We start from the raw sequence: 21,213 nt of genomic DNA, 5'->3' as shown, positions 1-21,213 counted from the left end.
CTCACTAGGCCGGCTCGGGCGTGTGCGACGCACCCCTACGGTTTTTGGGCTACGAGCTTCACCAGGCGCATCCGCTGCAAGCCAAAGTCGCCGATGCCTTCGGGTTCCTCGTAGCGCAGAATGCGGAAGCCGGCGGCCTCGTAGAGCTTCCGCAGCTCGTCGGGGTCGAAGACCACGCTGGGGCTGATTTTGCGCACCCGCGTGGCGTCGCGGTGAAAGGCTTCGATGACTACCAGGCCGCCGGGCTTGAGGCTGCGGTAGATTCTCGGGACCAGCTCACGGCCACCGGCGTAGAGCACGGCCACCAGGTTCCAGCGCTCGGTGCCGAACTCGAACTGCTCGTCGCTTTGCGTGAAGGTGGTGATTTTGACGCCGGCTTTGCGAGCGTTGTCCTGGGCCAGGTTGATGGCCTCGTCGGCAATGTCGAAGCCGTAGGCGTCCCAGCCCTGCTGGGCCAGGTAGATGGTGTTGCGGCCCTGGCCCATGCCCACGTCGAGGGCCAGGCCGGGCGGACGGCCTTTGATGGCCTCCACCAGCAGGGCGTTGGGGCGGGCATTAAACAGAATGCGCGTTTCCTTGCCCGTCAGCACGGCGTTCCACTTCTCCCGTTCCTGCTCCAGCTGCTGGGCGTCGTTGGTGGAGGTGGACGTAGCTGGTGTAGCAGCCGGGGCCGGCTGCTGGGCCCAGGCGCCAGGGCCGAGCAGCACCAGCAGCAGGAGTAACAAACGTGTTTTCATAGCAGAAGAGGAAGGCAGAAAACGAGCGGGCTCCGGGAAGGTACGCAAAAGCCGGCAGGGTGCCGCGGCTGGTCTGCCCCCCGCGCCAGCGGTGCAGAACAGGGCGTTTGTGGCTACCTTGCCAGTACTGAAACTGGCTGTTAAGTCCCACCCTACGTGATGAAAAAATCTGTACTGACTGCGCTGGCCCTGCTGCCGCTGGCTGCCGCGGCCCAACAAACCGTGTACACCCCGGAGCTGCTCTGGAAGCTGGGCCGCCTGGGCGAAATGCAGGTGTCGCCGGACCGCAAAACGGTGGCCTACACCGTGACGCGTTACTCCCTGGCCGACAACAAAGGACAAGCTGACATCTGGACTGTGCCCGTGGCCGGCGGCCCGGCCCGGCAGCTCACTACCACGCCTGGCGCTTCCGAAAACAGCCTGAACTGGCGCCCCGATGGCCGGCTGACGTACCTGAGCAGCGAGGGCGGCTCGGAGCAGCTGTACATTGTCAATGCCGACGGCACCGGCAAGCAGCAGCTCAGCGAGTTCAAAGACGAAAGCCTAACCAATCTGAAGCTGGCGCCCAAGGCCAACTTCGTGCTGTACACCCAGGACGTGAAAACCGGCCCGACGGTGCAGGAGCTGTTCCCGGACCTGCCCAAGGCCGACGCCCGCATCATCGACGACCTGAACTACCGCCACTGGAACGTGTGGGACGACTACCGGGCCTCCCACGTGTTCTTCCAGCCCCTCGGCCCCGACGGCCGCCCCACCGGCTACGGCAAGGATGTGATGGCCGGGGAAAAATTCGACTCGCCCTTGCCGCCGCTGGGCGGCGCCGAGCAGCTGGCTTTTGCGCCCGACGGCTACCGCCTGGCCTACACCTCGCGCAAGCTTACCGGCCGCGCCGAAGCCGAAAGCACCAACTCCGACATCTACCTCTACGACGTGCGCACCGGCCAGACCCAGAACCTCTCAGAAGGCCTGCCGGGCTACGACACCGAGCCGGTTTTCTCGCCCGACGGCACGCGGGTGGCTTGGCTGAGCATGGCCACGCCCGGCTTCGAGGCCGACCGTAACGGCGTGGTGGTGTACGACTTCCGGACCAAGCAGCGCCAGGACGTAATGGCTGGCTCGGAGCAGAGTGCGGGCAACGTGCGCTGGAGCCCAGATGGCAAGACCCTGTACTTCGTGAGCGTGCTGGAGGGCACCGAGCAGCTGTTTTCGGTGCCCAGCCGGGGCGGCAAGGTCAAGCAGCTCACCCAAGGCGCCCACAACTACAACGCTTTCGAGCTGGCCAGCGCGGGCGTGGCCATTGTCAACAAAACCACCCAGGCCCAGCCCGCCGACTTGGTGCGCGTGGACCTGAAAACCGGCCGCGAAACGCCTCTGACGCAGATAAACCAGCAGGAGCTGGCCGGAGTAAAAACCAGCCGCACCGAGGCCCGCTGGGTGCCCACCACCGACGGCAAACGGATGCAGGTGTACGTCATCTACCCGCCCGACTTCGACTCGGCCAAGAAGTACCCCACCCTGCTCTACTGCCAGGGCGGCCCGCAAAGCCCGATTACCCAGAGCTTCTCCTACCGCTGGAACTTTCAGCTGCTGGCGGCTCAGGGCTACATTGTGGTGGCGCCCAACCGGCGCGGCCTGCCGGGCTTCGGTACCGAGTGGAATAACAGCATCAGCGGCGACTGGGGCGGGCAGCCGATTCGGGACTACCTGTCGGCTATTGACGCCGTGAGCCAGGAGCCTTACGTGGACAAGGACCGGCGCGGCTGCGTGGGCGCTTCCTACGGCGGCTACTCGGTGTATCTGCTGGCCGGCAAGCACGAGGGCCGCTTCAAGACCTTTATTGCCCACTGCGGCCTCTACAACCTGACGAGCTGGTACCCGACCACCGAGGAAATGTTCTTCGCCAACTACGACCTGAAAGGCGCACCCTGGGATGCCACGCTGAGCAAGGCCTATACCGACTTCAACCCCCAGCAATTTGCCCGCCACTGGGACACGCCCCTGCTCGTCATCCACGGCGGCCGGGACTTCCGGGTGCCCGAGGACCAAGGCATGGAGGCCTTCGGCACGGCCCAGCTGCGCGGCATTCCGAGCCGCTTTCTGTACTTCCCCAACGAGGGCCACTGGATCAGCAAGCCCCAGAACGCCGTGCTCTGGAACCGGGTGTTCTTCGAGTGGCTGGGCCGCACGCTCCGGCCCGAGGCAGCGAAGTAGCAACGGGCCCAGTTACCGCTTTACCAGACGATTCTCTACCTCACTACCACTACTTCTCGTATCGAATGTCCTCCAGATTTTTTGTTTGCGCCGTAATTCTGGGCCTGCTGGGCACGTTGCCTTTTACTAGCCTGGCTGGGCCAGCTCAGCGGCCCGATACAACGGTGACAGTATCCACGCCTTTTGAGTTGCCCTTGGTGTTTTACGTGGCGGGGGTTCCTACCCGGCTCAATACGGCCGATTCGGTGGCCCGGCGGCTGCACCGGCGGCACAAGATCCGCACCATCACCAAGCTTCAGCTGCGGGAAGGGACGCGGATTGATTCGGTGGAATACACCGAGCTGGACCGCATGGGAAACAAAATCCTGAGCTACAATCCGCTGTTCAAGGCCCGCACCCAGCGGCAGTTTGACGCCCGCGGCCGAATAACGCAAACAGTGCAGCTGCCAAACCCGCACTACCCTTATCGGCTGCGGGAAGAATTTAATCTGGGTGAAAAACGGTACGAGGCATTCCGCCAGCCCGTTGACTCCGCTGAAGAGCGCCTGATTCAGAGCTGGGAACAACGGCGGGGAGATACCGCAGTGCGGGAGGCCCGGCTTCTTCAACCGTTGCCGCACCGGGGCCAGCTGATAGCGCGCATAGTCGGCCGCTCCTACACTGTTCACCGCGACACTATCCGGTTGGAAGTGGTGGGCTACGACAAGGACAACAAGCCGGTGGCTACCGAGTCGCAGTATTACATTGTACGGGCCGGGCGGCATTTCGAGAGCGGGGAGGTATCCTATGCCCGCTCCATGCAGGCGCTGCTGGACACGTCGGCTTTGGCCCGGCGGTGGCGCGGCCAGGGGCTGTCGGATGCGGCTATCCAGCTGCGGGCAACCCGCTGGCTGCGGGGCCAGTACCTTCCAGAAACGCGCAACCTGTACAACACCCACGGCCAGCTGCTTCGCACTGTTCACTTCAAAAAGTCCCAGCCTCCATCATCCTCCAACGATTGGAAAAATAACGCTGCCTTGTTTTCTACGCCCGTCACCAGCAGTTCTTTTGAGTACACCTACGATGCTCAGGGCCGGGTGAGTAAGGAAGTAATCCAGATGAGCGTGCCGGCGCATAATCAGTTTCCGGCCCGTTCCAGTGTCGTGGTAACCCAAAAAACGTACTCGCCCAAAGGCCTGCTGCTCACTGAAACGGTAACAACGGATGACCAGAAAGCCAGCCGCTACGAATACCGCTACACTACTTTCTAAGCCGAGCCGCCTTATCTTCCTGGTATGACGTACCGCTTCTCTTCTTTCGCTGCCGGTTTTTACGGCTTACTGCTGGCTGGCAGCCTGTTGCTGAATTCTCAACCATCAGCTGCCCAAACCAAAGCCAAACCCGCCGCCAAGTCCGGCAACGCCCTCGGCGCCATCCGCGAGGCGGACATTAAGCGGGACTTGTTTGCCCTGGCCGACGACAAGTTCCGGGGCCGGGAGGGTGGCACGCTGGATGAGCTGAACGCCAGCGTGTGGCTGGCCGACCAGATTCGGGCCCTGGGGCTGGCGCCGGCCGGCGACAACGGCACCTTCTTTCAGTTCTTTCACTTGCAGCGCACCCGCCTCACCAAAGCCAGCCGCCTGAGCATCGGCACGCACCAGCTGGTGCCCAACCGCGACGCGCTGGTGTTTGCGCCCACCACGTACACCGTGTCGGCCCCGCTGGTGTACGTGGGCACGGGCACGGCGGAAGAGCTGGCTAAAACCGATATCAAAGGCAAAGCCGTGGCCCTGCTGTTTTCGGGCAACCCGCCGGCCGACATGAGCTTTCGGCGCTACCTCTCGGCCGTACTGCGCGACAAGTCGGCGGAGCTGCTGAAGGCCGGGGCGGTGACGGTAGTGTTTGTGGCCGATGCGCGGGCCCAGAACATCTACGAGCACTGGGGCCACACCTACGAGCGGGGCCGCTACGGCCTGCCCGGCGACGCCAACGTGCTGCCTACCACCCAGGCTCCTACCTTGCTGCTGCCGGCCAGTGCCCTGAGCTGGGTGCAGCAGGCCGGCCAGCAGTTCACGGCCGACCTGCGTACCGAAACCTTCCAGTACCCCTCAGTCAACATCGTGGCCAAGGTGGCGGGCACCGACCCGGCTTTGCGCAATGAGCACGTGCTGTTCAGCACCCACCAGGACCACGACGGCGTGCGCCACGCCGTGCAGGGCGACTCCATCTGGAACGGGGCCGACGACAACGCCACCGGCTGCGCGGCCCTGCTGGCCCTGATGCGGGCCTTCAAGCAGCAGCCGGCCCGCCGCTCGGCGCTGTTTGTGTTTCACGGGGCCGAGGAGCGCGGCTTGCTGGGCTCCCGCTACTTCTCGGCTCGCCCCACCGTGCCCCAGCAGAGCATTGTGGCCGTGCTGAACGCCGAAATGATGGGCCGCAACGCCCCCGACAGCGCCGCCCTACTGGGCTCCATCCCGCCCCACCGCAACTCCGCGGACCTCGTGAACCTAGCCCTGGCCGCCAACCAGCAGGGCCCCAGGTTCAAGCTCGACACCAAGTGGGACCAGGCGACGCACCCCGAGGGCTGGTACTTCCGCTCCGACCACCTGCCCTACGCCCGCCTGGGCATTCCGGCCGTCATGTACACCTCCTGGCTCCACCCCGACTACCACACGCCCAAAGACGAGGCCGCCCGCATCGACTACCCCAAGCTCACCCGCATGACGCAGTGGATGTACCTCACGGGCTGGGCCATAGCCAACCGTACTGCGCCGCCGGCTCGGGAGCCGGGCTTCAAGCTGGAGCGGTAAACGCGGCGGCTTAGGCCTAACTTGGATGTCCGAAACTTCAGCCAGGCGCAAGGCTGCCACCAGCCTTTGAGTCAGGTAGCCTGGTGCTTGTGTATAGCCTACTGGTACGCTTGGTGGCTATTCGAGCAAGAATTTACCAGTCTGACCTTCAACACTATACGCTACATCTTCTGGCTTGCTTCTGTTCAGCTAGCGGTAGAGTTATTTATTATGGTGATATTTGTAAAACCTCATATAACTGTTTTCAAATACAAATGGTTGTGAGGCAGATTATTTCCTTACCATTTTTCAGTTTTTTATGAAAAAAGTTCTACTGCTTACCGCCGTGTTGTGCGGCATGGTGGGTGCTGCATCAGCACAAAGCAATGTGGTTAAGCTGAACATATTCAGCCCCATTGTAAAAACTGGCTCCTTCTTCTACGAGCGGAAAGTCACTGACGGCAGCTCCTTCCAGTTGGGGGCCTTTGTTACATCCTATTCCCCCTCCGACACAAAGTTTTCGGGCTTTGGCATCACCCCGGAGTACCGTTTTTATCTGAGCGGCGAAGCATTGAATGGCTTCTATGTGGGTCCCTATCTACGGTACCAGAACTTCACCCTGAAGACGACCTACGAAAGCTTCAATGGCACTTCTTCGAGCACTGTCGAAGACAAGGCTACGCTGAACACCTTTGGCGGCGGCATCGTGCTGGGGCGCCAGTGGCTGTTTAAGGAGCGTTTTGCCCTCGACCCTTTCCTGGGCCTGGGCTACAACGGTGGCTCGGTTGAAGTTGAAAGCAATGGCTCGGAAGACAATTTCGACACGGGTGCCTTCCAAGGCTTTGGCCTGCGTGCTGGTCTCAGCATCGGCATTGCCTTCTAAGTAGCTCCACCTACTAGGTAGCTTATCAAAAAGCCCGCTCGGTTTGGAATCGAGCGGGCTTTTTTGTGTAGCCATGGACTATTTAGATTTTTTCTAAGCAAGTATTTAAACTTAATCTAAACAGACTAGCTTTGTACCCGAATCTATGGGGTACGGTTGTGCTCCACTCTCCCATGCGCACTACGTCTATTCTTCTATCTTCTCTGCTGGCGGCTGGTTCGCTGGCTACTCCGGCCCCGCTAGCGGCAGCTGCTTTGCACACTCTTCCTGCCTCCGGCGACGAAACCGGCAAGGGCGCCACCCTCACCGGCACCGTGCTGGACCGCACCGGCCAGCCCGTAGAAGGCGTGCTCGTGACGGTCGGCGACCGGACGGCGGTAACGGATGCCCGCGGCGCGTTCCGGCTGTATGGGCTGCCGGCCGGCGAGGCTACCGTGACGGTGAGCGGCCTGAGCATCCGGCCCGTAACCCAGGCCGTGACGTTGCAGAGCGGGCAGGTGCAGAGCCTCAAGCTCAGCATCGAGGAAGCCGTGCGGGAGCTGGCCGGCGTAACGGTAGCGGCCAAGTCGGTGCGCTACGCGCCCGAGGTGGACGGCACGACCATCACGGCGGGCAAGAAGAACGAGGTGATACAGCTGGATAAGCTCGATGCCAACCTAGTGGTGAACAGCGCCCGGCAGGTGTTTGCCAAAGTACCGGGCGTGACGGTGTGGGAAAGCGACGGGTCAGGCCAGCAGATTAACGTGGCCACGCGCGGCCTCTCGCCCAACCGGAGCTGGGAGTTCAACACCCGCCAGAACGGCTACGACATCAGCTCCGACCCTTTCGGCTACCCCGAGGCCTACTACAACCCGCCCCTGGAAGCCGTGGAGCGCATCCAGATTATCCGGGGTGGCGGCTCCTTGCAGTACGGGCCCCAGTTTGGCGGCCTGCTGAACTATGAGCTGAAGCGCGGCCCCCGCGACAAGAAAATTGAGTTTGAAACCAGCAACAGCGTGGGCAACAACGGCCTGCTGAGTTCCTACAACTCGCTGGGCGGCACCGTGGGCAAGGTTAGCTACTTCGGCTACTACCAGCAGCGCGTGGGCGGCGGCTGGCGCGACAACTCCGAGTTCAACATCCGCAACGTGCACGGCAACGTGCAATTTCAGGCCACCAGCCGGCTGCGCCTGGGCGCCGAAATCAGCCACTTGTACTACGAAATCCAGCAGCCGGGCGGCCTGACGGATGCGCAGTTCTACCAAGGCAACGTGCGCAATAGCTCCCGCAGCCGCAACTGGTTTAGCACGCCCTGGACCATCCCGGCCTTCACCGCCGACTACCAGTTCTCGGACCGTACCCGCCTGAGCCTGAAAACCTTCGGGCTGCTGGGCGAGCGGAACTCCATTGGCCTGGCCAGCAGCGTGGGCGTAGACCGGCCCGACGCCGTGAACCCGGCCACCGGCCAGCCCGCCAACCGCCAGATTGACCGGGACCGGTACCGCAACCTGGGCTCGGAGCTGCGCCTGCTCACCGACTACGGCCTGCTGGGCCAGCAACACACGCTGGCCGCCGGCCTGCGCGTGGCCGCCGCCAACATGAGCCGCTACCAGCAGGGCCGCGGCGACACCGGCGCCGACTTCAACCTGAACCTGCAAGCCCCGCGCTTCGGCCGCGACCTGAGCTTCCGGACCCGCAACTACGCGGCCTTCGTGGAAAACATCTTCCGCGTGGGCTCCCGCCTCACCTTCACGCCCGGCGCCCGCCTGGAGTTTATCGACAACGAGGGCCGCGGCTACCTGAGCCTGAACGCCAACGGCACCGAAAACCAGATCCGGCAGGACTCGCGCCGCCGCGTGCTGCTGTACGGGGCCGGCGCCGAGCTGCGCGTCACGGACCAGACCAACCTCTACGCCAACTACTCGCGGGCTTTCCGCCCCGTGACCTTCGGCGACCTGACCCCGCCCGCCACCTCCGACGTTATCGACCCCGACCTGAAGGATGCCCGCGGCTTCAACGCCGAGGTGGGCTACCGCGGCTCCTGGGGCAATGTGCTGACCTTTGACGTGGACGGCTTCTGGCTGCGCTACGACGACCGAATCGGGACCATCCGCCGCTTCGTGCCGGGCAGCACCACCCAAACCCAGCAGTTCCGCACCAACATCGGCACCAGCGTGCACAAGGGCGTGGAGGCCTACGTGGAGCTGGACCTGGTGCACGCCATCACCCAGAACTTCGACCTGCCCCACTTCGACGTGTTTGCGTCCATGGCCTTCGTGGATGCCCGCTACACCCAGCTGCGCACCACCACGCTGGCTGGCAGCAACTTGCAGGAGGGCGACCTGAAAAACAACCGCGTGGAGTACGCGCCCAAGTACACCCACCGCTTCGGGGGCACCTTCGCCCACCAGGGCTTCTCGGCCACAGCCCAGCTCACGCGAGTGTCGGCGGTGTTTGCCGATGCCAACAACACCGTGGCGCCCAATGCCACCGCCACCACCGGCCGCGTGCCCGGCTACTCCGTTACGGACCTGTCGGCCACCTACCGCTTTGCTAAGCGCTTCACCCTGCGCGGCGGCATTAATAATGTGTTCGACAAAAACTACTTCACCCGCCGCTCCGGCGGCTACCCCGGCCCCGGCATCCTGCCCGCCGACGGCCGCACCTGGTTTGCCTCGGTGGGCGTGAAGCTGTAAACATCAGAATTTATAATACTAAAGGCCAGCCCCTGAGGTGAGGCTGGCCTTTAGTATTGTATTTCTATAACGGAAGCCTTGCCAGAACCAGGACCAGGGTCGAAATCCGACAGACTATGTATTCGGGCTTTGAGCACATCAACCAAAGGTTGCAGCGTCTGGTGCTTGTTGTTTGGAGCTTTTAGTAAGAAAATGATGAGGGGGAAGCGTTGTAGGTTCTGTTGGTAGGGCAGGCTTTTATCAACCGTAACCAGTGCATCGAAGCCGCTAATCGTCAGCAAGCCCAGCAGCTCCCCATCTTTCTTGCCGCTCCACCCCATTTCTTGTACAGTGTGTGCAGTGTGCTCGGGGGCGAAGTCAAAACGCAGCTTTCCTGGCAAGTTCTCATCCAGTAGAATTTTCATGCGGCGGCGGCCTTTTTTACCAGGTCGTCGGCTAGAACTAATACCTCCAGAGCTTGTTCCCGGCGCACAGTAGGGAAGTTTTCCAGAAACTCATCTAGTGTTTCGCCCGTCATTAGATAGTCCCACATATTCTGAATAGGAACTCGGGTACCCGTAAAGACCGGTTCTCCGCCCATCGTTTCGGGGTCAACGGTAATAGCAGCAGTTCGCATCGGTTGGATTCTGTTTCTAGCAAGATACGAAATCACCCTCTCCTACCGCAGTACCGCCTCCGTCACTTTCCCAACATCCGCACTAAGCTTCTGAATGAAGTCTAGCTGCTCGGCAAGGGTGGCGTCGGGCGGGCCAGCCTCCGGTGCGGCGACGGACGCGGGAGCTGGCGGCAAATCGGGCTCCTGGGGGTTGAGGCGGCGCAGAGCGCGGTGCAGGGTCAGCTGGGCGTGGCGCAGGGGGCGCAGCGCGTCAGGCGGCACAGCAGAGCCGGGGCCCGGCAGCCGCGCCGAGGCCACGGCCGACACGTTGGACGAGAGCAGGTGGTTGAGCACCACCAGCTCGTGCACCTCGGTGGGGCGGTGCTGCTTGGCGCGGGGCTCCGAAAGCATGCGCTGGAAGGCCGCCGCCAGATTGGCCGAGCTGACGTACACCTGCTTGCGCACCAGCTTGTAGTCGGTCAGGGCTACGGCGGTGCCGGCCAGCAGCTCGGCCAGGGTGTGCAGGTAGCGCAGGTTGGCGCGCAGCACGGCCGTGAGGTGGTCCTGGAGCTGCTCCGACTCCCAGCGCGGAAACAGCAGGTAGCTGGCGGCAAAGGCAATGGCGCAGCCCACCACCGTGTCGAGCACCCGCTCTTCGGCCACTTGCAGGTAGCTCAGGCCCAGAAAGCTGAACAGAATCAGCACGAAGGGCGTCATGAACGAGACGGCCACCAGGTAGTTAATCCGCGCGAAGCTGAACGACACCAGCATGCAAAGGCTCATCAGAACCAGCAGCACCAGCCGGTCGGGCACCAGCCAGAGCACCAGGGCCCCGGCGGCCCCGCCGGCCAGCGTGCCCAGCACGCGCTGCACGTTGCGCTGCTTGGTGAGGCTGTAGGCCGGCTTGAGCATGTAGGTCACGGTCATCAGAATCCAGTAGCTGTGGTGGCCGGGCAGCACCACCTCGGCCACCACAAACGCCACCAGGCACGCCAGCATCATGCGCACCGAGTGACGGAAAATGCCGGAGCTGAGCGTGAGGTGCTCTTGCAGCAGCTTCAGGTCGAAGCGCTGGTGATCCACGAAGCGGCCAAACTCCAGCTCCCGGCCCGTGGCCTCCGGCGCGGGGCCGTCGAAATAAGCCCGCATAGCCTCCAGACGCTGGGTGAGCGTGCGTAGGTTCACCAGAATCTTGCGCAGCACGCGGGTGCGGGCCGGCTCCTGGGGCAGCCCGTCGATGCGGGCTTTGAGCTGTTCGAGGGCGGGGCCGAAGGCGGCCTGGGACCGGTAGCCGTGGTTGGCCTGCACGGCGTAGCCCATGTTTTCCAGCTCGGCGGCCAGGGCATCCACCAGGTCGGCAATGGCGTCGAGCACCCCGCTGGCCTCAAACTGCCGGTGCAGGTCGGCGTAGTCGTAATACGTGACGGTAATCTGCTCGTAGAGGTCTACCAGGTCGACGAAGGTGAGCACCAGGCGGCGGCCCGTGCCAGTGGTGTCCTGCACCAGCTGGCGGGTTTTGAACAGCAGCTCCCGCACGGCGTCCTGCTTTTCGCTTACGGTTACCTGCTGGGCTACCAGGCGCCGAAAGTCGTCGTCGAGGCGGGTGCCGGTGCGGTAGAACTCCGCCTTCAGCCGCAGAAACTCCGCCACCGCCCGGATACACTCGCCCAAGGCCTGCTGGGCTGCCCGGTAGGGCCACAGCTGCTGGGTACCCAGCCGAACCAGCAGGTACCACCCGCCGCCCAGCGTAACCAGCCCGGCGTGCGGCAATACCCGCGCCGGTGGCAAAGGCTGGTCCATCAGCACAATAGCCAGCAGCAACCCGGCCGTGCCCACGGCGGCGGCCCGGCTGCCGTATACCAGCAGCAGCGTAAACACGAAGCTGAACACCCCTATTTCCAGCCCCAGCAGCCACCGGTAAGGCTGCACCAGTCCCGTTACGACGGCCACGCCGAACAGCAGCCCGATGGCAGCCAGCAGGCCGTTGCGCTTGTGCGCTGCCGGCCCCGGTAGGTCGGCCAGGCTCACGCACAAGGCCCCGAGCGATACGGGCAGGCCATCGGGCAAGCGCCCGACGCTGGCCGCCGCCAATGACGGCAGCAGCACCGCCAGCGTGGTGCGCAGGCCGTCTGAGAATTCCTGGGTGAAGAAAAAGTAGAAAACGGAGCGTACCCGGTCGTTCATGCTGGCCACGTCGAGAACCGCTCCGCAGAGCAGGCTGATGTTCCCGGCGAAAGTACAGGTTCAGGGGCGGACTCGGCCCACTCCCCGAACTCAGTTAGCGGTAGAGTTCTACTAGGCGTGCATCTGCGCCATTACGGGCAGGGTGTAGCGCTGGCCGGCGCTGAGCAGGTGCAGGCGCAGGTCGCGGATAGAGAAGGCCTTGCCGGGCTCCACGATGTGAATGTCGGTGTCGGTGACGCCCATGCCGTCGAGCACCACCACCAGGCCGCTGCCTATCACCTCCAGCTCCCGGCCTTCGGTCACCACTACACCCGTGTCTTCCTCCAGGCCCAACCCGATGCAGGCGGGGTTGGTGGCAATAATCTGGGCCATGCGCACGATGCGGCCCCTGGCAATGAAGTGGGTGTCGATGGCCACGTCGTGCAAAAACTCCAGGCCGGTGGTGACGTGGATTTCGTCTTTCAAGATGCCGGCATTGTTACGGCCCTGGTAAATCATGGGCGTGCTCATGGCCGCGGCCCCGGCACTGGTGCCCGCAATGACGAACCGCTCGTTGGCGTACCGCTCCTTGAGGCGGCGCTGAAACCGGGTGCCTCCCAGTAGGGCCGTAAGCCGCAGCTGGTCGCCGCCCGTGAACATGACGCCGGCCGCCTCGTTGATTAGGCGCAGGCTGTTTTCGTCGTCGGCTTCCTGGCGCGAGTTGATGTCAAGCACCTCCACACGGGCCACCCCCAGCTCAGCAAACACCTTCACGTAGTCGGCGGCTACTTCTTCGGGCACTTCCGAGGCAATGGGTAGGACCAGTACCATTCCGCCTTCGGGCATCTCCCGCACAAAGCGTTGCAAGATGAGCTCATCGGCCATGTCAGCGTCCACCTGTTTTTGCTCACGGCCGCCAATGGCAATGAGCACGCCTCGCGGAGCAGCGCAGGCGGTGTCTTCGGGCACGGGGGCCGTACGAACGGTTTTCTGGTTATTGGAGGCTGACTTACGGGTGGCAGGCATTCGGTTAGCGGTGGGTGGCTGTTGGTTTGTGGTGGGTGGATGGAACAAGTTGTTGGAGCACTTCTAGCATACAACGCAGCCAGAAACCACCAACTAATCAATCCACAGGAGCGAGGTCGGTGTTGGCGGGGCCGTTCATCAGCTTGCCGTAGGCGTTGAAGCGGGAGCCGTGGCAGGGGCAGTCCCAGCTGGTTTCCAGCGAGTTCCAGTGCACAATGCAGTGCAGGTGGGGGCACACAGCCGAGCACTCGTGCAGCTGCCCTTTTGGGTCGCGGTACACGGCTACTTTCAGCGGGCCCCGGCCAATGACGGCTCCGGAGCCGGGGGCTATTTCATCGGCGGTCTGCACGTCGCCGCCGGTGAGCAGGTCGGTGTACTCGGCGGCCACGTTGATGTTTTCCTTGATGTACTCTTTCACCGACTCAAAACGCACCGTCACGCGGGCAGGGTCGTAGAGCTTGGCCCAGGGATTGTCGCGGCCCAGAATCAGGTCGGTGATAATCATGGGGCCCAGCGTGCCGTGGGTCATGCCGTGGCCCGAGTCGCCGGTGATGATGTACACGTTGTCGTCGTCGAGCGGATTGCGGCCGGCGTAGGCTAGCCCGTCCACCGGTTCCATCACCTGCCCCGACCAGCTGTACTCGATTTTGCCGGCCGTCGGGAAGTTCTCGTGCACCCATTCGGTGAGGCAGCGCAGGCGCTCCTCGGGGTCTTCTTCCTGACCGGTTTTGTGGTCTTCGCCGCCCACTACCAGCAGGTCGTAGTCGGCGTGGCCGCCACGGGGGCCGGCGTCCACTTCTTGCAGGCGGATGTAGTGGTAGGGGTCGGCCGTGTCCCAGTACAGGGCTTTCGTGACGGAGCCTTTGGGCACGCGGGCCGCCACCACGTAGGTGCGGTACGGATGCTGCTTGGTGTGCATCACCACCCGGTCGTTCATGGGGGTGTTGGTGGCTACCACAATGGCATCGGCGCCTACTTCCAGTCCGTCGCTGGTTACCACGTGGGCGTCGCGGCCGCCACGCACCGACTGCACGTGGGTGCGGGTGTAGATGCGGCCCCCCTGGCGCACAATGGCCTCGGCCAGGCCCCGCAGGTACTTCAGGATGTGAAACTGCCCCTGATTGGGAAACACCAGGCACTCGCCGGTTTCAAACCCCTGCACGCCGGCGTCAGGCAGGCGGCGCAGGCCGGGCACGCCGGCGCGGGTAGCGGCTTCCAGCTCGTCGTCCAGCTCTTTGGGCTTGCCATCCTGAGGCAGAAACAGGTAGCCGTCGAGGCGCTCAAAGTCGCAGTCGATTTTCTCCCGGCTTACAATCTGCTCGATGACGTCCACGGCTGTTTGGTGGCTTTCGGCGGCCAGGCGGGCGCCTTCCTTGCCAAACAGGTTTTCCAGGGTGGTATACCGGTCGTCGAGGGCGAAGCTGAGGTGGGCCGTGGTGCGGCCCGACTCGCCGGAGGCCAGCTCCCCATCTTCCAGCACTACCACCCGTTGGCCTTCGCGCCCCAGCAAATAAGCTGTGGTGAGGCCGGCAATACCGCCGCCCACCACCACCACATCGGCAGTCAGCGACTCGGTAAGCGGATTGAAAGTAGGTAGCGGGCCGGCCGTAGGAAACCATGACGATTGGGTAGCGCCGGAGGTGCGGAGGGGTTGAGCTTGGGGCATAAGACGATGGGGAAAGAAGCGTGCAACGTGCCTTGCTTACGCCGGACCCGGAAGCGGGGTTCTGCTGGAGCTAGGCCGAGGCGGGCAGCCATGAGCCGCCGGCTTTTTGCACGGAGGCCATGCGGCACCTCAGGCCGCCGGGGAGTTTCGCCTGTCAGCCCAAGCGCGGCCTTTTCGGGTCCAGGCAGTACAAACCGCTCAAAATGAATCGACTGCTCTTTACTGTATTCTGCCGTATACTTGCCCTTCGCGCCTTTCACTACCACTGCTTATGAAAACGATTCTTTCTCTTTTTTGCATTTTCCTGCTCCACCTGCCCGTGCAGGCCCAAACCACACGGGTGGTGAGCAACGCCAACGACGCCGGTGCCGGCTCCCTGCGCGAGGCGCTGACCTCGGCGGCCAACGGCGACCTTATCACCTTTGCGCCCGGCCTGGCGGGCCAGACCATTCGCCTCAGCTCCCAGCTGACGCTCAGCAAAAGCGTGACCATCGACGGGCAGGCGGCGCCGGGCCTCACGCTGAGCGGCGAAAGCCGCACCCGCATCCTGCGCATCGACTACAGCTTCGTGACGGTGACCATCAAGCATCTCACCTTTGCCGACGGCCGGGCCGTGGACGCGGACCCGAACACCGCGCAGCGGGGCGGGGCCCTGGAGCTGCTCGACCCCAACACGCTACGGCTGGAAAATTGCCGCTTTCTACGCAACGTGGGCGAGCGAAGCGGAGCGGTATTTGTGGGCTATGGGGCCCGCGCCACGGTGCTGAACTGCGTGTTTGACGGCAACGACGGCTCGGTGGCCCGCGACGGATTCAGCGCCGGCGCCATTTCCACCTACGGCGGCGGGCCGGCAGCTACGGTGCTGGAAAACGGCGTGGGCGGCCGGGCCCACCTCGAGGTGCGGGGCTGCACGTTCGTGGGCAACAAGGGCATCGTGGGCGGGGCCATCTACGTGCTGCTGGGCGGGCTCACGGTGGAAGACTGCGTGTTTCGGCAGAACGACGCCGACCAGGGCGGGGGCGCCATCTTTCAGGACGGAGCCGATGGCACGGAGCGGGAGAATACGGTGGGCGGCACCACCACCATTCGGGGCTGCCAGATGGAAGGCAACACGGCGCGCGGCGTTGGGGGCGGGCTGTTCCTGTGGGGCTATTCGCTCGACCGGTTCATCATCGAAAACACCGTGCTGCTGAACAACTCCGTGGCCCGCGGCGGCCGGGATAATGAGTCGAAAGGCGGCGCCCTGCAAGTGCGCGACCGGGGCTCCCTGCTCTTGCGCAACTGCACCCTGGCCGGCAACACCGTCACTCAGCAGGGCGGCGGCATGTGGCTCGACTGCCGGGGACCCGAGGGCATTACCATCGAAAACTGCACCTTCAGCGGCAACCGCGCCAGTACGGGCCCCGGCGGCACCGGCGACATTGGCGGGGCGGCCGTGTTCAACACCCCGGCCAGTGTACGCATCGGTATTACCAACTCCACGTTCGTGGGCAACGCCGCCGACCGCGCCGACGGCAACATCTGGATAGCCGGCAGCGCCAATGCCCAGAACCTGACGTTTACCAACTGCGTGTTTGCCGGCAACCGGGCCGGTGCCACCAGCCAGCGGGAGCAGACCGTCAACTTTCCGGCCCTGAGCGGGGGCGGCAATTTTGTGCAAAGCCCCAGTGCGGGCGGGGCGCAAAGCGGCATAGCCGGCGCCACCTACCTGGCCGATTTGCGGCTGAACCCCGCGCTGCAAACCGTACCGGTAGCGGGCCGCCTGGTGCCGGTGCACCCGCTGCTGCCCACCAGCCCGCTGGTAGATGCCGGCGTGGCCGTAGCCGGCCTCAGCACCGACCAGCTGGGCACCACTCGCCCCCAGGATGGCAACCAGGACGGCACGGCCCGCTTCGACCCCGGTGCGGTGGAACTGGCGGCTCAGGTGCCGCTGCCGGTGGTGCTGACGCGCTTCGGGGCTCAGGCGGTGGCGGCGGGTGTGCAGGTGAGCTGGGAAACGGCCCAGGAAACCAACAGCGCCACCTTTGTAGTGGAGCGCTCCGCCGACGGCACCACCTTTCAGACCGTGGGGGAGCGGCCAGCGGCCGGCACCAGCACCCAGCCTCGCTCCTACTCCTTGCTCGACACGGCCCCGCTGCCGGGCCAAAGCTACTACCGCCTGCGCCTGGTGAATACCGATGGCAGCCAGCAGTTCTCGGCCGTAGTGGGCGTGCGGCGCGACATTACCACCGCTGCTGCCACCTCTTCTTCGGCGGCATTATCCGTTTTCCCGAACCCGGTTGCCCGGCAGGCCACCGTGACGTACACGCTGAGCCGGCCGGGCCCGGTGCGGCTGGAGCTGTATACTCCCGGCGGCCGCCGCGCCGCCGTGCTGCTCCTCGACAAGATACAGGCTGCCGGCTCGCACACCTATGTCCTCACGCCCGCCACGCACCGGCTGCTGGCTGGGGGCGTGTACTACTGCACCCTGCACACCCCGGACGGCCGCTACACCCAGCGCCTGGTGCTGGGGCGGTAAGTAGGCAGTTGGCAGGAAGTAGTGGGTAATTGGATGACAACCATCTGCTTGTCATCCAATTTGCATCTTGTCCAACATCCAATTACCTGTGGCCTACTACTCAGAAAAAACCGCCGCCCCACAGCTTGTATGCGGGGCGGCGGTTTTACTTCTGCCGGCCAGTCTCAACGACCAGTGCTTAGCGGTGGCGTACCAGTTTGAACTCCTGGCTGTGCTGCTCGCTCAGGATGCGGACGAGGTAGAGGCCGTCGGGTAACGCCGGGCGCAGGGTCACCAGGCGGTTCAGGGGCAGGGCCGACTGCCGGAATACCTCCTGGCCGAGCTGATTGAAAATCCGCACTTCCACGGCTTCGGGCGCGGCGGCGCTTACGTGCACCGACAGCCGGTCGCTGAACGGGTTGGGGAAGGCGGCTACGGCGAAGGCGGGGGCTTCGGCCGGCTCGGTACCGGCTATGCCGCGGGCGGCCGTAGTGCCCGACACCAGCCGGATGTCGTCGAAGTAGATGGCCGGCTGGGCGGCCCCGCCGTTTTCCTGGAACGTGAGGCGCTTGATGCTGCCGGGGTTGCCCAGGGCGCTCAGGCTGATGGTAATTTCGTTCCAGGCCCCGGCCGTAGCCGTGAAGTAGGTGATGGTGCTTTCGCCGCCATTGTCGGCGTTTTGAGTGTAGAGCTTGATGTTTTTGTTGCTGCCCGTGCCGCCGTGCACCCAAAACTTGAGGGCCGTGTACCCGCTGGTGCTGATGGCCGTGCCTTTGCGCAGGGCAAAGCCGCCGAAGCCGCTAGTGTAGGTGGCGCTGGCCGAGCGGCTGCCCACCCGCACGGGCGTGGCGTTGGCAAGGTTGGTGGTGGTGCTCCACGACCAGTCGGCCCAGTCGGCGGCCAGGGCATCGGCGTAGATGCTCAGGGCCGTGTTGCCTTCGGTGCGCGACAGGGACGAGGCCGGCACGCTGGTTTTGCTGATGCCCGGCCCGGCGTAGCTCAAGCTCAGGGTTTCGCCCCCGGTACCTTCAAAATACAACACCGTAATCGGGTGCCGGCCGGCTTTCAGCCCGATGGTGCCGCTGCGCTCCTGCGGGCCGTGCGGGCCGTCGTTCTGCACCACCACCTGGTCGCCGATAAGCAGGCGGGAGCCGTCGTCGGAGGTAGTGTAGAAGGTGTACTGCCCGTCGGTGGGCACCTGCACGTAGCCCGTGTAGCGGAAGGCGTAGTTATCGGCGCGGTTGCGGTTGGTGGTGGCCGACACGTTGGTGGTCGTACCTACTTTCGTGGCGGTCAGCGTCGCGAAGTTGGGCAGGCGGCTCCAGGTGCCTTCGTAATACTGGTAGGCCAGCCCAGCCACGGCCCCGGCGGGGTTGTCGGCGGGCCGCAGCGCCGGCGGGTACACCAGGGCGTTGTGGTTGTCGCGGAAGGCTTTGGTGGCCACGCCCAGCTGGGTAATGTCGCCGTTGGTGTCCACGCCGTTCGAGGTCCAGGCCATCACGCCCTGCCACTGCCGCTGAAAGGCATTCTCGTAGTTCTGGGTCAGGGTCTGGGTGGGCTTGGTGGTGCCTTTGGCCGGGGTTTCGCCCACCAGGCAGGGTTTATCGGTCATGCCGAAGTCGGCGGGGCTTTTGGTGTAGGGGTTGGCCTGGCTCAGGTCATCGTACATCCAGTCGAAATAGTGGGGCGAGTAGAAGTCGAGGTACGCGTTGAAATCGTTGTTCTGGGCTTGCAAGGCCGCGTCGGTGAACTTGTGGCCGGCCATGGAAGAGGTGTACTTCACAAACGGCCCCGTGCCCACGGTTACCAGCATGGTGCTGTTGCGGTGAATGGCCGCCGCGCACTGGGCCACAAAGCGTTGCAGGTTGGCCCAGGCAATATTGCCGCAGTCGGCCTGCTCGTTGTACCATTCTATCTCGTTACAGATGTCGACGGCAAACACGTAGGGGTTGCTTTTGTAGCGGTTCACGAAGGGCGTCACGTAGTTGTCGACGTACGACTTCGTAGCTGCCGCGCTGTTCAGCATGTTGCGCCAGCTCAGGTGGTTGGGGTGGTAGTCCTGGCCGTGGTCGAAGGAAATAAGCGTAGCCAGCACGTAAATCTGCTTGTCGCGGGCAATCTGAAACAGCTGGTCCAGGTGGTTCCAGTGGGCCTGCGTGGCCCCGGTCACAGTGCCATCGGCGCCGATATTGACGCCCACTTCGCCATTGCAGGTTATCCAGACGCGGGTGCTGTTGATGCCGTTGTCCTTTAGCGTCTGGAAGTGGGTGCTCCACCAGGCCTGGTTGAAGTCGCCCCCGAAGTCGTTCCAGTTGTGCCAGGGCGTGTTGGCCCCGTTAAACCAGATGCGGGAGCCATTGGCCCGAAACTCCGTGCCGCTGACACTCACGTACTGCGCCGATGCTACCGTGGGCAGCACCAGGGCCAGCAGCAACCCCAGCCAGCCCCACCACGAACGGGGCGGAGGTGTGCGGAGCGGAGCGGCGGGACGGCCGGCCAGGTGGCGGCGGCGGGAGAAGCCAGTAAGAGTTGTTTTCATAGGGTGAGAAAGGGAAAGAAGATGAGCGGTACCAGTAGCGGCCCCAGGCGCTACCTCCAATCCCTGTGCCGTCCTTGGGTCCGGCTTCCGCCCCAGGCCAGCCAACAAGCTACAGGCCCCGCTGTGCCGTTTAAAATAGTTTTACCCTGCTGCGCGGCGGGTTGTCCTGCCCGCTCTTCGCTCTCCAGTATATCGGAGAAATCCCAGACCAGCTACGGCAAATTGGAGATACAAGCTGAGCAGTAGGTCTGCCGCACCCGCACGTGCACAAGGGCCGGCAGATGCCCAGCGCGCAATGCATCTGCTGGGCATCTGCCGGGGTTTCTGCCCTGCTGTTTGCAAGGCGCAGACGGGCTCTGGTGACTACCTTTCTACTTACTCCACTAGCCCAGGGCTTGGGTTGGTTAGTACAGAATATCCTCTATGGGCTCCAGGCGTTCGGGCACTTCGGCTTCGCCGAGCATCTGGCGCAGGTCGATTTCGATGGAGCGGCAGATGGCCGTCATCGGCACGTCGTTCATGGTATTCTCGAAGGGGTTTTCGCTGCTCTGACCCACAATCTCAATGGTGGCAAACACCCACGACACCAGCACCGAAAACGGCACCGTCAGCCAGATGTGGTCGGGGCCCATCTTGGCAAATTCCATGACCAGGCCCAGGGGCATGAGGGCCGTAAACAGGTACACAAACACCAGACTGAAAAACGCATACTGGCGCGGAAACGGCGTGTTTTTGATTCGCTCACAGCCGCCTTGCAGGTTGTAGAGCGTCTCAATGACTTCGACCATGCGCACGTGCTGAAAGTCGTTGAGCAGGCCGCGCTCTTCGCGCAGCACGCGCAGGTCGGCGGCCTGCTGGCGCAGCAGGTGGGCCGGCGGGTTCTGCATGTGCCGCAGCCGCTCCGACTCCTCGGGGGCCAGAAACGGGGCTACGGCCGTGTCCCAGCGCTCGGGCTGGCGGCGCAGTAGGATGCGCAGGGCATTGCACCAGGCTATCTGCCGGTACACCAGGCTGCGGTGGCGCTGCGACAGTTCCTCGGCCGAGGCGGCGGGAGCCTGTATGCCGGGCGCATCGACCAGGGAGGTAACAAACTCCAGGGCCTGCACGGCCCAGGTGCGGCTGCTGTTCACGATGCCGCCCCACAGCTGCCGCGCCTCCCAGAACCGGTCGTAGGAGCCGTTGTTCTTGAAGCCAATGTAAAAGGCCACCGCCGTGCCCAGCGTGGCCACCGGCTGCCACGGAATAGCCACCGAATGGAAGTCCAGGGGCCCGTACACCAGGCAGACTAGCAAGCTGTACAGCGCACTCCCAACTATTGGCCGCCAGCTCAGCTTCCAGATCAGGGGCCAGCGCAGGTGTTTACGAACGTACACGGAAAGGCTAAAAAAGAATGAATAGCGAAAGGAGGATGGAGCAAGAAGCCAGGCCGCAGCTTGAGCTTGCCTGGCTTTCG

The 21,213-nt window shown here is 63.7% G+C and carries 14 protein-coding genes; 6 read left to right on the top strand and 8 right to left on the bottom strand.

Features of this window, described 5'->3' with window-relative positions:
• Positions 1–35: 35 nt before the first annotated feature.
• Positions 36–737 carry a class I SAM-dependent methyltransferase gene (locus tag OIS53_RS18505; protein ID WP_264680055.1) on the bottom strand — a complete coding sequence of 234 codons (702 nt, stop codon included), beginning with the start codon at positions 735–737 and terminating at the stop codon, positions 36–38.
• Between the two features lie 159 nt (positions 738–896).
• On the opposite strand from OIS53_RS18505, the gene OIS53_RS18500 reads away from it, so the two are divergent.
• From OIS53_RS18500 to OIS53_RS18480, 5 genes are all read left to right on the top strand, one after another.
• The gene (locus OIS53_RS18500) at positions 897–2,948 is read left to right on the top strand and encodes a S9 family peptidase (RefSeq protein WP_264680054.1); all 2,052 of its coding nucleotides are present in this window, start codon (positions 897–899) and stop codon (positions 2,946–2,948) included.
• Positions 2,949–3,013: 65 nt separating this feature from the next.
• Positions 3,014–4,198, top strand: a complete 1,185-nt coding sequence (locus OIS53_RS18495) for a hypothetical protein (RefSeq protein WP_264680053.1) — start codon at positions 3,014–3,016, stop codon at positions 4,196–4,198.
• Positions 4,199–4,222: 24 nt separating this feature from the next.
• The gene (locus OIS53_RS18490) at positions 4,223–5,737 is read left to right on the top strand and encodes a M28 family metallopeptidase (RefSeq protein WP_264680052.1); all 1,515 of its coding nucleotides are present in this window, start codon (positions 4,223–4,225) and stop codon (positions 5,735–5,737) included.
• Positions 5,738–6,035: 298 nt separating this feature from the next.
• On the top strand, positions 6,036–6,599 hold the full coding sequence (locus OIS53_RS18485; RefSeq protein ID WP_264680051.1) for a DUF3575 domain-containing protein: 564 nt from the start codon (positions 6,036–6,038) through the stop codon (positions 6,597–6,599).
• 254 nt (positions 6,600–6,853) lie between these two features.
• Positions 6,854–9,274, top strand: a complete 2,421-nt coding sequence (locus tag OIS53_RS18480) for a TonB-dependent receptor (RefSeq protein ID WP_264680050.1) — start codon at positions 6,854–6,856, stop codon at positions 9,272–9,274.
• Between the two features lie 50 nt (positions 9,275–9,324).
• Here the strand turns inward: OIS53_RS18480 and OIS53_RS18475 are convergent, their stop codons facing one another.
• The 5 genes from OIS53_RS18475 to OIS53_RS18455 all read right to left on the bottom strand — a co-directional run bounded on the left by OIS53_RS18475 (position 9,325) and on the right by OIS53_RS18455 (position 14,724).
• A complete protein-coding gene (locus OIS53_RS18475) occupies positions 9,325–9,678 on the bottom strand; it encodes a hypothetical protein (RefSeq protein WP_264680049.1) in 354 nt (117 codons plus the stop codon).
• On the bottom strand, positions 9,675–9,890 hold the full coding sequence (locus OIS53_RS18470; protein WP_264680048.1) for a DUF433 domain-containing protein: 216 nt from the start codon (positions 9,888–9,890) through the stop codon (positions 9,675–9,677). Before OIS53_RS18470 ends, OIS53_RS18475 begins: the two co-directional genes overlap by 4 nt.
• Positions 9,891–9,932: 42 nt before the next feature.
• A complete protein-coding gene (locus OIS53_RS18465) occupies positions 9,933–12,053 on the bottom strand; it encodes an FUSC family membrane protein (protein ID WP_264680047.1) in 2,121 nt (706 codons plus the stop codon).
• 111 nt (positions 12,054–12,164) lie between these two features.
• A complete protein-coding gene (locus OIS53_RS18460; protein ID WP_264680046.1) occupies positions 12,165–13,058 on the bottom strand; it encodes a cyanophycinase in 894 nt (297 codons plus the stop codon).
• 97 nt (positions 13,059–13,155) lie between these two features.
• Positions 13,156–14,724 (bottom strand): FAD-dependent oxidoreductase, encoded by a 1,569-nt coding sequence (locus OIS53_RS18455; RefSeq protein WP_264680045.1) that lies wholly within the window; start codon positions 14,722–14,724, stop codon positions 13,156–13,158.
• 271 nt (positions 14,725–14,995) lie between these two features.
• On the opposite strand from OIS53_RS18455, the gene OIS53_RS18450 reads away from it, so the two are divergent.
• A complete protein-coding gene (locus OIS53_RS18450) occupies positions 14,996–17,242 on the top strand; it encodes a right-handed parallel beta-helix repeat-containing protein (RefSeq protein ID WP_264680044.1) in 2,247 nt (748 codons plus the stop codon).
• A gap of 178 nt (positions 17,243–17,420) precedes the next feature.
• Here OIS53_RS18450 and OIS53_RS18445 read toward each other — a convergent pair whose 3' ends face one another.
• Together OIS53_RS18445 and OIS53_RS18440 are read right to left on the bottom strand one after the other, a co-directional pair.
• Entirely contained in the window at positions 17,421–19,760 is a 2,340-nt protein-coding gene (locus tag OIS53_RS18445) for a PA14 domain-containing protein (RefSeq protein WP_264680043.1), read from the bottom strand.
• Between the two features lie 404 nt (positions 19,761–20,164).
• Entirely contained in the window at positions 20,165–21,133 is a 969-nt protein-coding gene (locus tag OIS53_RS18440) for a bestrophin family protein (protein ID WP_264680042.1), read from the bottom strand.
• Positions 21,134–21,213 lie beyond the last annotated feature (80 nt).

Source organism: Hymenobacter sp. YIM 151500-1, assembly GCF_025979885.1.
In the GTDB taxonomy this organism is placed as follows: Bacteria; Bacteroidota; Bacteroidia; order Cytophagales; family Hymenobacteraceae; genus Hymenobacter.
Note: the sequence above shows the minus strand (reverse complement) of the source record. Positions and strands in the feature narration are given on the sequence as shown.

Bases quoted from the DNA above. Each gene is read 5' to 3' on its own strand.
- OIS53_RS18505 (WP_264680055.1), bottom strand. From the start codon at position 737: ATGAAAACACGTTTGTTACTCCTGCTGCTGGTGCTGCTCGGCCCTGGC.
- OIS53_RS18500 (WP_264680054.1), top strand. From the start codon at position 897: ATGAAAAAATCTGTACTGACTGCGCTGGCCCTGCTGCCGCTGGCTGCC.
- OIS53_RS18495 (WP_264680053.1), top strand. From the start codon at position 3,014: ATGTCCTCCAGATTTTTTGTTTGCGCCGTAATTCTGGGCCTGCTGGGC.
- OIS53_RS18490 (WP_264680052.1), top strand. From the start codon at position 4,223: ATGACGTACCGCTTCTCTTCTTTCGCTGCCGGTTTTTACGGCTTACTG.
- OIS53_RS18485 (WP_264680051.1), top strand. From the start codon at position 6,036: ATGAAAAAAGTTCTACTGCTTACCGCCGTGTTGTGCGGCATGGTGGGT.
- OIS53_RS18475 (WP_264680049.1), bottom strand. From the start codon at position 9,678: ATGAAAATTCTACTGGATGAGAACTTGCCAGGAAAGCTGCGTTTTGAC.
- OIS53_RS18470 (WP_264680048.1), bottom strand. From the start codon at position 9,890: ATGCGAACTGCTGCTATTACCGTTGACCCCGAAACGATGGGCGGAGAA.
- OIS53_RS18465 (WP_264680047.1), bottom strand. From the start codon at position 12,053: ATGAACGACCGGGTACGCTCCGTTTTCTACTTTTTCTTCACCCAGGAA.
- OIS53_RS18460 (WP_264680046.1), bottom strand. From the start codon at position 13,058: ATGCCTGCCACCCGTAAGTCAGCCTCCAATAACCAGAAAACCGTTCGT.
- OIS53_RS18455 (WP_264680045.1), bottom strand. From the start codon at position 14,724: ATGCCCCAAGCTCAACCCCTCCGCACCTCCGGCGCTACCCAATCGTCA.
- OIS53_RS18450 (WP_264680044.1), top strand. From the start codon at position 14,996: ATGAAAACGATTCTTTCTCTTTTTTGCATTTTCCTGCTCCACCTGCCC.
- OIS53_RS18445 (WP_264680043.1), bottom strand. From the start codon at position 19,760: ATGAAAACAACTCTTACTGGCTTCTCCCGCCGCCGCCACCTGGCCGGC.